The following is a 13,917-nucleotide window of genomic DNA, read 5'->3' as shown; positions in this document are numbered from 1 at the left end:
TAATTATTTTATTTACAGATTATTATGTGTGGTTACTTGTATAGGAACATTAAGCCTCATGCACACTGTTTACAAATGTAAAACAAGTTATTTGAAGAATTATGTTACATTTGTAAAGGTTGAATTTCAAATGTAATGTTACAATGGTAAACAGCGAATTATTTGCCAAAAGGCTGCAGAAAGTTATGGATGAGTATGACTTAAATGCTACTTCTTTTGCTGACGCTATAGATGTAGGACGTTCTTCGATCTCTCATATTATCTCTGGCAGAAATAAACCAAGTCTTGAATTTGTAATGAAAATTATCGAAGCTTTTCCTGAGGTGGAATTGTATTGGTTACTTAATGGCAAAGGAAGCTTTCCTAAAAAAGCCAGGCCTACCCCTAATTATAAACCTGCATCGAGTCAGTTGGCGGCAGATTTTGATACGTCTTCAACACCGGCACAAGAAAATTTGGATTCTTCTAGAGAGAGCATGCAAGAGCCTCTTGCAATAAATTCAGATAAAAAAGAAATAGAACGTATTGTCATTTTTTATAATGACGGCACTTTTAAAAGTTTTAATCCCTAATAGATTCTGATTGATATTTCTTCTATAAATTTGGAGTTATATAATCAAAATATGAACTCCCATGCGGTATTCGCTAATCGCACTTCTCCTCCTGCTATTTTTAAACTCATGTTATAATCCGGAACGTAAGTGTACCGATTTTAAAAATGGAACTTTTGAGTTTGAAACCTATCTTGAGGGTGAGATGGTTAAGACAACCTTTACGCGTAATGACACCCTTGAAATCGATTATTATCAAGGTAAAGCTGACTCTTCTGCGATACGCTGGATCAATGATTGTGAATACATCGCAAATAAAATTAATCCACAAAGTATGATGGATCGTAAAGCGATTCATTTTAAAATACTCACCACACAAGACAACACTTATACGTTTGAGTACGCTTTGGTGGGTGACTCTAAAAAACAAAAAGGGACGGTGACAAAAATTGCAGACGCCCCACGTTCTCCAGATGAATTTTAGGTGATTTTCCCCTGATGTTGTTTCTTCGCAACTGCAGTAAAATAATTATATTTAGATAATTTATAGATTTTGTAAAATGACTTAGAATCCTTGTCTATGTTGTATTTTAATTTACCACATCCTCTCAAACAAATTATTTAAAGTGTCTTTACAGCTCCGCGTTTTTTTATGCTTATTTATCGTTTACAGCGCCTCCGTTTCAGGACAGGACAGTATTGAAAATGCTATAAACACAAGTATAGAACAGCGACATGCTTCCTTTGATTCCCTTCAAAAATATACGTCTGCTTTTAAACGGGATTCATTGGCAATAGCCTCTTTTATTGAAAAGTCAAAGAATGCCGGTTATACCTACGGAAATGCCTTTGGCGAAAATTTATTAGGAATTTATCTAAGAGATCATTCGTATTATGAGGAAGCTCTAGAGCATCACGATAAAGCGCTAAAACTAGCAAACGAACTCAATGATGTAGAACTTAAAGTTTCGGTTTTAAATATGACCGGAGTCGTTTACCGTCGCATTGATGCGGTAAGTTCGGCTTTAGACAAACACAATGCTGCACTTGCTCTGGCTGAAAGTCAGTCTAAAAAATCAAGAGCGCTTTTAAAAGGAATAGCAATTTCTCAAAACAGTATAGGCAACATTTATTTGTTACTTCGAGATTATGATGACGCTGAAAAATTCTTTAAAATGGCGATCAATAGTGAAGCCAATTTAACCAGCGATCTAGGGCTGGCGATAAATTATGGGAATTTAGGAATCACTTACGAAGAGCGAAAACAATATGACAAAGCACTGGAGAATTACAAAAAGTCATTAGAGTACAACAATAAGATTAACAATGATTTAGGTAGGGTTATTTGCAACAATAGTATAGGTCAGGTTTATTTAAAACAGGGGAAATCTTCTAAGGCTTTGTCACTCATAAATGAAGTGCTTCCCAAAGCTGAAAAGATAGGTGATAAATTTTATATCGCGCTTACCTACATAAATCTAGGATGGGCTTATAGCGAATTAGGAAATCATCAACTTGGGGAAGAATACCTGATGAAAGGCAAAGATATAGCTGACGAAAATGATCATAAGCAATTTTTAAGTATGGCTTATATGCACCTGTCGCAACTTAAAGAACAACAAGGCAACTACCAGGAAGCATTGGCTTACCAGCGCTCTTCTCAAGAAGTTCAGGAAGAATACTTAAATCAGGCCAACCAGAAATATGTAACCAACCTGATTTATAAATACGATTCGGAGCAAAAGAAGAATACCATAGAATTACTGAAGCGAAACAATCAAATCGCTCAGATAGAGCTTTCTCAGAGCAAAAAGAATAATATTTTCATTCTATTACTATCGCTTCTCTTACTTATCATTCTTTTTATCTTATACCGTCAGATGCGCTTAAAAAACGCAAAGCAACGCCTCAATGCCGAGCAGAAGCTGATGCGCTCACAGATGAATCCTCATTTTATATTTAATGCGCTCTTGTCTATACGGATCTATCTTCAAAATAGCAATGTAGAAGACGCTATGCGCTATTTAAATCAGTTTGCAAAACTGATACGCTCTATCCTTACGAGTTCGTTAGAAAAGGAAATTACGCTTCAGGAAGAGCTAGACACGATGCAGCTTTATGTAAATATTGAGAATATTCGATTTTGCAACGAGATCCAGTATGCTGTACATATAGACGAACGTGTTGATTTGAAAGCGATAAAAATACCCTCTTTGATTTTACAGCCTTTTATAGAAAATGCGCTATGGCACGGCTTACAACCCAAAGAGGGTGAAAAACTCTTGACCTTAGACGTTGCTTTGAAAAATGATGAATTTGTTACCATCACTATTACAGATAATGGTATTGGCAGAAAGAAAACTATGGAAGTCGCCAGTGAAAAGGTAAATACGCAAAAGAAATCAATAGGAATAAACCTAACATTAAGGCGGTTACAAAATTTCTCTAAAAATTTAAGAAACACCTATGCGCTTCGCTTTATCGATTTGTATGATGAGCAAGAGTATCCTGCCGGAACTCAAGTTTTGATCGATTTACCCATTAAATAACATCTTTGGTCTTAGAACCAAAATGATCATTGAGAACCGTAGTGAGCTTGTTCTTATCTATTGGTTTGGTCAGATAATCACTCATCCCACACTTTAAACCGGAATCTACAGCGCTAATTGTAGAGTCTGCAGAAAGGCCTAATATAATAGTATCCTTGTACAACTGTTTAATTCGTCGCGTCGCTTCATAACCATCAATATCCGGCATATGAACATCCATAAAGATAAGATCATACTTTTTCTGATGAGCCTTGTCCACAGCCTCTTCCCCGTTGTAAGCTATATCAGTCTCTAGGCCAATTTTCTTGAGCAATTGCGATAACACAATAACATTAAGTTTGTTATCATCAACAGCGAGAATATTTAACTCAGGAATATCAACTGCTGTTAATTGATCTTGATCAATTTTCTTTTTGCTAAGCAGATCAAAATCCAAGTTTATTTTAAACTCAGACCCTTCACCTACTTTACTTTTTACCGAAATCGTTCCCCCTAATAATTCTACCAAATGTTTTACGATCGACAAGCCTATTCCTCCACCACTATGCTTTTTACGCATTCCGGTATCCAGCTGAATAAAACGATCAAAAATGTCATTTATTTTATCCTCTGGAATACCGATACCGGTATCAGTTACACGAATTTCTACAGCGACTTTATTGTTCTCTTGACGTTCTGAATAATGTATCGCGATCTTTCCTTTTTGGGTAAACTTGATCGCGTTGCTTACAATATTATTGAGTATTTGTTCAAATTTGGCCCGGTCGCCTAACACATAACTCTTTGTTTTGGTGTCAACCACAACTTCTAAATCAAGATCTTTGCTCTTGACTGGTTGCAAATTAAATTGGCGTAGGTTTTCAATAATATTCAGGGGGCAAAATTCAATATGTGCTACTTCAGAAAAGCCGGATTCCATCTTATCTAAACGTAAAATGTCATTGATAAGATTCAATAAGGTTTTTGAAGATTGTTTCAACAAAGATAGGTAATGCTCTTCTTCAAATTTATTATTTCCGGAGCCTATTAAATCGCTGATTCCCACAATCGCATTAAGCGGAGTCCTGATCTCATGACTCATATTTGATAGGAATTCGGTTTTTGCGATAGATGCTTGATTGGCTTTAAGCGTTTGTTCTTCTAAACTCAGGTTGAGTTCCTTCAGTTTTTTATTCATACGCAACGTACGACTGGCTGCATTTTGAGCATTTCTGTTAAAAAATGAAAGTAAACCGATCGCTAGTGAAAGAATCAAACCTACTCCAAGCGCATAATCGGCAAGACGCATATTTTCTGCCAAAAAATCTGGATTAGCAAAGGTTAGCTGAAAATTCCAGGATTCATTCATATCAGAATCCATAATCATAGCGGTTTCAAAGACGTAAAAAGGGTCTGTTTGCGCTTGATCGTAATTGTTGTAATTGTAAAAACGAGTTCCTTCCTCGTCCTTTATTTGAATTGCAAAATCTTTCAAGTAGTAACTTAATCGATCAAATTCATCGTTGAAGTTCATTCCACCGGTTACCGTGCCTTTAAATTCGTCATCAATATATACGGGAACATCTACCAAAAAAGAATTTCCACCTTGAGACAATTGTACCCATTGTGTGATATTGGTAACACCTTGACTAGATTTGCTTTGCCAGTCTTCATAACGATACGCTAATTTTGAAATATCGAGACCAATAGCTGGTACATTAGGTCTTCTCGGGAAAATATCTTCAACAATCCCTTTAGGATTTATAAGTTCTACAAAGTCGAGAGACTCATTTTGCTTAAGTAAACGTTTAGCATCTTGAATCCAAAATTCATAATACTCTCCATTGGTTTCTTCAATACGTTCGGCAAGATTTTGAATACCTTGAACATTGCTTCGCACGGTGCGTTTAAAATCCTGAGTAGCAAGACTCCCGGTAAGCTGAACTTGATCTGAAAGGCGCTGCGGAAGTGTTGATTTAAAATTATGATACACATAAATACACACCAAAGCTGGTATCAAAAACCACAATAGGGAAATCAAATAATCTTTAGAAGGTACTTTTTTAGCCATTTACTTCGTCGTCACTACAATAAAGAGTATTAAAAATAGTGAATTTAAATTACGCAAAGTATTCAATATCGCGATTTAATCGATAAAAAGCTTAAAAAAATATTAAAAAGAATTAAAGTAAGTAAAAACTTACTTTTTATTAAGGTTATTAGATTTTAACAAGTTGTTTTGTTCTTCAAGTAATTCATTCATTTTAGCCAATAGCGCTATATTCTTTGGGGTTTCAACAGCAGGATTTTTTTCATCTTCACTCTGCTTCTTCAAACTGTTCATGAGTTTGACCACTATAAAAACAACAATAGCGATAATAAAAAAGTCAATAAGAACTTCTATTAATTCACCATACCCAATAGCTATTTCCGCTACTTCGGTACCATCTTGTGCTGTATACGCATTTTTTAGAATGATTTTTTTATTTGCCATCTGCACACCGTCAGTCAAAAGTGATAATGGCGGCATCATGACTTTTTTCACGATAACATCAATGACATTTTGAAAAGCAGCCCCAATAATAACACCTATAGCGATGTCTACCATATTGCCCTTGACGGCAAAGTTTTTAAATTCTTGAATTAAACCCATACCTTAAAAAAGTGATCCTTGAGTGCCATCCCCTTTTGCATCATCTTCCTCTTCAGGCGTATCTTCTGATTCGCTATCTGACTCGATCACTTCTTGTTCTGGCTCTTCTTCTGGTTCCTCTTCATAAGGCAAAGGATCAAGAAGATTGATTTGTTTTAATTTTTCAGTATAAAATTGATTACCTAAAGCATTGATTCCTTTAATTGCTATAAATTCCTCTATATCAACACTTTCATTAGGTTTTTGATCTTTGTTTCGCTCTTTGTAAAATACCATTTCGACTACCGGCCTATAGTCTGTAGACACGATCTCTAATTGAGTATCTGCATGATCTGAAACAAAAACCTCTTCCTTTTCAGGGTTCTCGATCAAAAAGCGTTTTACATAATAGCGCTCCCGGTTTCCGTCCCAATAAATTGCAGAGATGGGTTTGTTGGGGATCCATTTTTCAAGCACGATCATCTTGGTATCAAACCTTGTGGTGAGTTCTGGTGTTATGGTTTTTACAACACCGTCTTGAGTAATGATCAATAAACGATCTTCTCCTTTAAATTCTCCCAACAACTCTCCTCTTCCGTCAACATTAAGGCGCTGAACGGTATCATCGAACCATATTTTGCGCGGCTTTAGTGTTGAAACTCCCTTTTCTTTTAATTCTATCGTGCGTACCGAATGCTTCGTAGCAAGATTTCCGTTAGCATTTCTTCCTTTAATTAGAATGTCAGAAAAATCAAGATCAAATTTGAGTTTTTTGATATTCCCCACAGCTCTTAAATAAACCGATACAACTTCGGCCTCGCCGTTAGGATTTGCTGAGAAATACAATACTTGAGAGCCTTTTTTACCTTTGGTCATATCGTATTCACGGTCACGCGTTACACTCGTTACATTAAAGCGTTTAACATAAGTGGCACCGCCTTTACCGTCCCGATACAGCATATTATAAATTGTACGCTTGTCTTTCTTTTTAAATACGGCTACGTGTATAATGTCTTTACCTACAAAGGTCTTGGTGTCTACTTTAGTCACCATCATAACACCTTCTTTGGTAAATACGATAATATCATCAATATCAGCACAGTCTGTCACGTACTCATCTTTTTTAAGAGACGTACCTACAAAACCTTCTTTGCGATTTACATACAGCTTCGTGTTACGAATCACCACCTTAGAAGCTTCGATATCATCAAAAAGTTTTATTTCGGTTTTACGTTCGCGGCCGGCACCAAATTCCTTTTTAAGTCTTTTGAAATAGGCGATTGCATAATCGGTGAGGTGCTCCAGATGATGCTTTACCTCTGCGATTTGATCTTCTAAAGCTTCAATGCGTTGTTGTGCCTTATCGATATCAAACTTTGAAATACGTTTAATCCTAATTTCAGTAAGGCGAACCAAATCTTCTTCAACAACGGGACGTTTTAAATGACCGATGTGTGGCTTAAGCCCTTCATTTATGGCGTGAAGCACGCCATCCCAGGTCGTTTCTTCTTCGATATCACGATAGATCCTGTTCTCGATAAAGATGCGCTCGAGCGATGCATAATGCCATTGATTTTCAAGCTCTTCAAGTTGAATTTCTAATTCCTGACGCAATAAATCTTTAGTACGATCTGTAGAGATCCTAAGCATTTCACTAACCCCAACAAACAGAGGTTTGTTGTCCTCAATAACACATCCTAGTGGTGAAATCGAAACCTCGCAATTGGTAAAAGCATAAAGCGCTCCAATGGTTTTGTCGGGAGAAAGACCAGCCGGTAAATGCACCAAGATTTCCACCTGAGAAGAGGTGTTATCCTCAATACGTTTTATTTTAAGCTTTCCTTTATCATTTGCTTTTAATATATTATCAATCAGCGATGTAGTTGTGGTGGTAAAAGGTATTTCGGTAATTACCAAAGTGTTCTTGTCGAGCTGACTTATTTTAGCTCTAACACGTATACGACCACCACGTTTACCATCTTTATAATCACTAAAATCGGCCTCTCCTGCGGAAGGAAAATCAGGTAAAATTTTAAATTTCTTTCCTTCTAAATGTTTAACTGAAGCATCGATCAATTCAACAAAATTATGCGGAAGCACTTTTGTGCTCAAACCTACCGCGATACCTTCAGCACCTTGAGCCAGCAACAGCGGAAATTTCACCGGAAGATTTATAGGTTCTTTTCTACGACCGTCGTAAGAAGCTTGCCAATCTGTAATTTTCGGACTAAACAAAACTTCCAATGCAAATTTTGAAAGTCTCGCTTCGATATATCGCGAAGCAGCAGCACTATCACCGGTAAGCGTATTTCCCCAGTTTCCTTGTGTATCGATCAAAAGGTCTTTTTGGCCCATTTGTACCATCGCATCTGCAATACTTGCATCACCGTGCGGATGGTACTGCATCGTATGTCCCACGATATTGGCTACTTTATTATAACGCCCATCATCAAGATCTTTCATCGAGTGCATGATTCGGCGTTGTACAGGTTTGAAACCATCTTCGATTGCAGGTACCGCACGCTCTAAAATAACATAGGATGCATAATCAAGAAACCAATCTTTAAACATCCCCGTTACACGGGTGATGGTTTCGCCGGAATTCTCGTCTTCTGGTTGGTCTAAATTTGGATCTTCGTAGTTTTCGCTCATAGTGCTTTATCTCAAAAGATAAATAGGGAGTTTTCTAATTTTAATTTTCTAAAACAGGATCTAATTCAACTTTAAGGTTGTTGATGATAAACTTTTGACGGTCTGGAGTGTTTTTACCCATATAGAATTGTAAAATTTCTTCAATAGACATCGCTTCATCTAACATAATTGGCGCCAAACGAATATTTTCTCCAATAAAGTGTTTAAACTCATCCGGAGAAATTTCACCAAGACCTTTAAATCGAGTAATTTCAGGTTTACCACTCAATTCTTCAATCGCATCTCTTCGCTCCTGCTCGCTGTAACAATAAATAGTTTTCTTTTTATTACGCACTCTAAAAAGTGGCGTCTCGAGAATGAACAAATGCCCCTCCTTGATAAGCTCCGGGAAAAATTGAAGAAAGAACGTTATAAGTAATAAGCGAATGTGCATCCCGTCGACATCGGCATCTGTTGCGATCACAATATTGTTATATCGCAAATCTTCCATCGACTCTTCAATATTCAAAGCAGATTGCAAGAGGTTGAATTCTTCATTCTCATATACGATCTTCTTACTCATATTGTAAGAATTAAGCGGTTTACCACGTAAACTAAAAACAGCTTGTGTATTTACATCCCGCGATTTTGTGATCGAGCCCGAAGCAGAATCCCCCTCGGTTATAAAAAGGGTGCTCTCTAGATTACGTTCCTTCTTACTGTCAGTAAGATGCACTCGACAATCTCTGAGCTTTTTATTATGTAAACTCGCTTTTTTTGCGCGCTCCTTAGCCAGTTTTCTAATTCCGCTTAACTCGGTACGCTCCCGCTCTGCCTGCAAAATTTTACGCTGAAGCTTTTCTGCAGTCTCAGGATTCTTATGTAAATAATTATCAAGCTTTGTTTTGAGGAAATCATTTACATAGGTTCGCACCGTAGGTAATTCCCCGCCCATATCTGTAGAACCGAGTTTTGTTTTGGTCTGCGACTCAAAAACCGGCTCCATTACCTTGATGCTTATTGCAGAAACGATAGATTTACGTATATCTGAAGCATCATAATTTTTATTGTAAAACTCTCTGATCGTACGCACAACGGCTTCTCTAAAAGCGGCCTGATGCGTCCCTCCTTGCGTCGTGTTCTGACCATTAACAAATGAATGATACTCTTCAGAATACTGCGTGCGACTGTGGGTAAGCGCAACTTCAATATCATCTCCCCGCAAATGAATTATAGGATACAGAATGTCATTTTCGGCAATACGATCACCCAGCAAATCTTTCAGTCCGTTTTCAGAATAGAATTTTTCACCATTAAAAACAATGGTCAATCCCGGATTGAGATAGACGTAGTTTTTAAGCATTCGCGAGACATACTCATTTCTGAACTTGTAGTTTTTGAAAATGGTATCATCAGGAACAAACGTAATTTTGGTACCCTTGCGTCGCGAAGTTTCGTCGAGAAACTCTTCATCTTTTAGAGTCCCGCGTTCAAACTCAGCCGAAGCCGATTTGTTATCTCGCGTAGATTCAACTCTAAAGTATTCTGAAAGCGCATTTACCGCTTTGGTACCTACACCGTTGAGTCCAACTGATTTTTTAAACGCTCGGGAATCATACTTACCACCGGTATTCATTTTAGAAACCACATCAACCACTTTACCCAATGGTATACCACGACCGTAATCACGTACGATCACTCGGGTTCCCTGAATGCTGACTTCAATGGTTTTACCGGCGCCCATCACAAACTCATCGATGGAGTTGTCAAGCACCTCTTTTAAAAGAATATAAATACCATCGTCTGCACTCGAGCCGTCTCCCAGTTTACCAATGTACATTCCAGGACGCATACGTATATGCTCCTTCCAGTCAAGGGATCTAATATTGTCCTCGGTGTATTTTGTTTGTTCTGCCATAAAAGAAAGGGATGTCTGCTAATATAGTATTTCGCAGAGGTTTTTTAAAGCCGAAAAACTCAATTTAATTAACAAAGTTTTGAAGAATCTTTAGAATCGCGCTAAACTACTGAAAATTAGATTATAGACTCACCGTTCAAATCTGTGGTTAAAATTTCGCTCATATGATCAAAAAAAGGCATTAAAAGCTTGAAGTGTGCTAATAGTTGCTCCTGAAAATCTTCAGCCAGTACTTCAGCATCGGTATACTGATGCGTTACATAGAAATTCTTATTCCGAATAAGGTCTATATTGGGATCTTCTTTGCTAAAACCTTTAGGAGCGGTCTTCACCTGACTTTCGGTATTGAAGCCCCCATAAACCCTTTTGAAATCGGGTTGTTTTAAAATGTTACGAATGGGATCGGCATCCAGTTCAATTTCTTTTCTAATGCGCAACAGATCTGCCGGTTCGGGTTTGAAAAATCCGCCTCCTGCAAAACTGGCGCCGGGTGCCATCTGGAAGTAAAAACTCCCTCGCCGATGCACTCCTGATCGTGAAAAAATAGCTCCACGATTTGTTTTATACGGCATTTTATTTTTACTAAAACGTATGTCTCTATTGATTCTAAACACTTTAACACGCTCAATATCATCAAAACCGTTTAATTGATTTTTGGTGTCTTCACAAAAGTGTTTAAACTCTTTTTCTAAACGTTTATACTCGGCTTTATGAGCATCCATCCAATCTTTATGGTTGTTTGCTTTGAGTTCTTTTAAAAACTGAAAATAGGCCTTAGGCAAGGTTACAGACATGAGAAATTTAATTTAGGCCAATGAGTCAACGGCCTGATATTAATCTTTATAAAACTTAAAAAATTTGATTATTTTTATTAGAATCTAGAATTTTTGCAATTCGATATTCTTCTTTAAAAATAACCAATTATGACCACAGTTAAACCGAACCGCACGTATTGGATTATTACAACGCTAGGCCTTTTATGGAATTTAATGGGCGTTTTTGCATTCTTAGGACAAACCTTCGTAAGTGGCGATGCGCTTTCAGAATTGCCACCAGAGCAAGTTGCGCTTATTGAAAGCACCCCTCAATGGCTCACGGGTATTTTTGCTATTGCAACATTAACCGGACTTCTAGGGAGTGTGTTTCTTTTGCTTCGGAAAAGCCTCGCCGTATCCTTATTCTTGATCTCATTAGTTGGTGTGCTTATTCAGATGGGATATTCCTTTTTTGCGACCAATGCGCTAGAAGTCTACGGCACTGTACAAGGTCTAATAATGCCTTTGATCGTTATATTTATAGCATTTTACCTCTACTTTTTCAGCAAGCGATGTTCTAAGCAAAGGATTTTGAAATAAATTTAGTCAAAAGCTACTTCAAACTATTACAGTTAAAATATTAAACTCCTATGCTCAAGAGTTTATATTCATTTGACTTAAAGTCAAAATTGCATATAAACAAATCTATCTTTAGTTATTTTACTTCACTTTGTTCAATTTCTTTAATAGATTTTCCGTTTTCATTTTTCCAAACGTTACGACCATTAACAGAATATCCAAGTATTACAGCTGCAGCTGCAGAAGGGCTTGAAAATAGATGCTTTTTAGAAAAAAATAATTTTCCCTTTGAGGTTCTAGCAATAAAACCCTCATCAATCAAGGATTCTCTTAAAGCACCATATCCATAATTTTTTGTAGGATTATCAGCGACTTCTGAATTTTCCAAAACAACCAGACCTTCATTTGTTTGAATAGCGTGAGCTATAATTCCGCTTACATTTAAACTTAATTCTATTTCGTCTTTTTTATTGGATATTTTTTCTTCTGTATCATTAACTATTTCAGTTGTTTCCGGAATATTCTTAATAGAAATCGGATTTTCTAAAAATTTATGGCCTAAAGTACCTGTTAACAATTTGATATTGGCCAAAAATTCTTCCATTGCATCTCTGTCTGGCAAAGGTAGTCGGTTTAAGTTAGGACTGTTTCCATTTTTAAGTTTATACCTTTCTGTCTGTTTAGCAATTTCTACAATTCGACTTTCAAGATATTTTATATGAGATTTAGTTAAGTTATCGTCTTTACTTGTAAAAACTATAACTTCATTCCAAAAATCTTTTTTCAAATCATGATTTTTCAATCTATCCCAGACATTTTCAGCTTCTCCAATATATACCATTGGTTTCATAGTGTCCTGTTCGTAACCAATTAAGAAATAAACACCTTGCGTATTAATTGCAACCGAAAAATGTTTGTTTAAATCCGATATTTTAGTTCTAGGACAAGAAAGTGATTGAATTGTATGATTAACAAGTTCTGCGAACTTAATTCCAGTTACACTTCCTTCTTTTAAATATATTCTAATACTTTTTCCTAATATCATTGGCTTATTTTAACTAAAGGCAACATAAATTACAACCACTTTTTTCGCTTAAAATAATAGAGCAGTCCTAAGAACACAGCGATCATTGCTGCCCATAAATAGTAATAACCATACCTTAAATGTAGCTCCGGTATATGGTCAAAATTCATCCCGTAAATACCGGCCATAAACGTTAGCGGAATAAATATACTCGCCATAATCGTAAGCACCTTCATAACTTCGTTCATTTTATTACTTATGGTGGTCATGTACATGTCCATAAGTCCCCACGTCATTTCTCGATAAATATCGATACTGTCGGTCACTTGGGTAACGTGATCATATAAATCTCGAATGTAGGTTATGGTACGTTCGTCAATCAATTGACTATCGATTTTCTCCAGGCGGTTCACCACTTCCCTAAATGGAAAAACAGCTTTACGCAATCTTAGCACTTCCCGTTTCAATTCTTGAATATCTTGTGTAATATCCTGCTCTGCTGTATTTGAAAATAAAATATCTTCAAGTGCTTCTATACGGTCGCTCATAGTTTCAATAAGCGTAAAATAGTGGTCAACCACAGCATCCATTATCGCAAACATTAAATAGTCTGCTCCTGCATTGCGCACGCGGCCTTTTGCATTGGCAATACGTTGACGCAACGAATCAAAAACATCACCATCGGCTTCCTGAAAAGTGATCAGGTAATTTTCACCCAAAACAAGACTTATATGTTCGTTCATAAACACACCTTCATCATTGTAATAGAGCATTTTGAAAACGACAAAAAGATAATCTGGATATTCATCAATTTTAGGACGTTGACTGGTATCAACGATATCTTCTAAAATCAACGGGTGCAATTTATAATGCTCTCCTAAGCGCTCAATTTGATCAATATCACTTAATCCATTGATATTGATCCAGGATATTTCTTCAGGATGTTTTTTATTAAATGCCTGTGAGACATCGTCAACCGTTACATTCTTATGAATGGATGGTGAATAATCAATAAGATCAACTGTAACGTGCTTTTGCTCTTTGCTCCCAGTATAGGTAAGTGTTCCCGGTACGTCATTCTGTATTTTCTTATGCGCCAGTTTGATTTTAGGAATCTTAGGGATTTTCGGCTTTTTTATTTTAATTCTTTTGGTCATCGATAGCAATTTAACAAGCTAAAAATAGAAAAAGTCCGCCTAACGACGGACTTTTAATTTTCTATTTATGTCCCGTCCTGAAATAAGTTGACACAAATTCGACTTATTTATGAAAGACTCAGAAGGAGCTGAGAAGAAACGC

The 13,917-nt window shown here is 36.7% G+C and carries 11 protein-coding genes; 4 read left to right on the top strand and 7 right to left on the bottom strand.

Annotated elements, in window-relative coordinates; all coding sequences use genetic code 11:
• Positions 1-143: 143 nt before the first annotated feature.
• The 3 genes from WA338_RS13650 (at position 144) to WA338_RS13640 (ending at position 3,100) form a co-directional block, all read left to right on the top strand.
• Positions 144-572, top strand: a complete 429-nt coding sequence (locus WA338_RS13650) for a helix-turn-helix domain-containing protein (protein ID WP_272986456.1) — start codon at positions 144-146, stop codon at positions 570-572.
• 61 nt (positions 573-633) lie between these two features.
• The gene (locus WA338_RS13645; protein WP_272986455.1) at positions 634-1,035 is read left to right on the top strand and encodes a DNA topoisomerase IV; all 402 of its coding nucleotides are present in this window, start codon (positions 634-636) and stop codon (positions 1,033-1,035) included.
• Between the two features lie 142 nt (positions 1,036-1,177).
• Complete coding sequence (locus tag WA338_RS13640; protein WP_009780246.1) at positions 1,178-3,100, top strand: tetratricopeptide repeat protein; 1,923 nt, start codon at positions 1,178-1,180, stop codon at positions 3,098-3,100.
• Here WA338_RS13640 and WA338_RS13635 read toward each other — a convergent pair.
• From WA338_RS13635 to WA338_RS13615, 5 genes are all read right to left on the bottom strand, one after another.
• Positions 3,093-5,150 (bottom strand): response regulator, encoded by a 2,058-nt coding sequence (locus WA338_RS13635; RefSeq protein WP_273017167.1) that lies wholly within the window; start codon positions 5,148-5,150, stop codon positions 3,093-3,095. The two genes, WA338_RS13640 and WA338_RS13635, sit on opposite strands and share 8 nt — an antisense overlap.
• Positions 5,151-5,279: 129 nt before the next feature.
• The gene (gene mscL, locus WA338_RS13630) at positions 5,280-5,732 is read right to left on the bottom strand and encodes a large conductance mechanosensitive channel protein MscL (protein WP_273017166.1); all 453 of its coding nucleotides are present in this window, start codon (positions 5,730-5,732) and stop codon (positions 5,280-5,282) included.
• Between the two features lie 3 nt (positions 5,733-5,735).
• On the bottom strand, positions 5,736-8,363 hold the full coding sequence (locus WA338_RS13625) for a DNA gyrase/topoisomerase IV subunit A (protein ID WP_272986450.1): 2,628 nt from the start codon (positions 8,361-8,363) through the stop codon (positions 5,736-5,738).
• A gap of 40 nt (positions 8,364-8,403) precedes the next feature.
• Positions 8,404-10,260 carry a DNA topoisomerase IV subunit B gene (locus WA338_RS13620; protein ID WP_009780250.1) on the bottom strand — a complete coding sequence of 619 codons (1,857 nt, stop codon included), beginning with the start codon at positions 10,258-10,260 and terminating at the stop codon, positions 8,404-8,406.
• A 116-nt stretch (positions 10,261-10,376) separates the two neighbouring features.
• A complete protein-coding gene (locus tag WA338_RS13615) occupies positions 10,377-11,054 on the bottom strand; it encodes a DUF2461 domain-containing protein (RefSeq protein ID WP_272986447.1) in 678 nt (225 codons plus the stop codon).
• 129 nt (positions 11,055-11,183) lie between these two features.
• Between WA338_RS13615 and WA338_RS13610 the strand changes: the two genes are divergently transcribed.
• On the top strand, positions 11,184-11,615 hold the full coding sequence (locus WA338_RS13610) for a hypothetical protein (RefSeq protein WP_009780252.1): 432 nt from the start codon (positions 11,184-11,186) through the stop codon (positions 11,613-11,615).
• A gap of 115 nt (positions 11,616-11,730) precedes the next feature.
• On the opposite strand, the gene WA338_RS13605 is transcribed toward WA338_RS13610, so the two are convergent.
• Complete coding sequence (locus tag WA338_RS13605) at positions 11,731-12,639, bottom strand: GIY-YIG nuclease family protein (RefSeq protein ID WP_009780253.1); 909 nt, start codon at positions 12,637-12,639, stop codon at positions 11,731-11,733.
• 29 nt (positions 12,640-12,668) lie between these two features.
• Complete coding sequence (gene corA / locus WA338_RS13600; protein WP_009780254.1) at positions 12,669-13,775, bottom strand: magnesium/cobalt transporter CorA; 1,107 nt, start codon at positions 13,773-13,775, stop codon at positions 12,669-12,671.
• Between the last annotated feature and the right edge of the window lie 142 nt (positions 13,776-13,917).

The sequence above is a fragment of the Leeuwenhoekiella sp. CH_XMU1409-2 genome, assembly GCF_037029365.1.
In the GTDB taxonomy this organism is placed as follows: domain Bacteria; phylum Bacteroidota; class Bacteroidia; order Flavobacteriales; family Flavobacteriaceae; genus Leeuwenhoekiella; species Leeuwenhoekiella blandensis.
The sequence above is the reverse complement of the archived record's forward strand: the minus strand, read 5'-3'. Positions and strand labels throughout refer to the sequence as shown.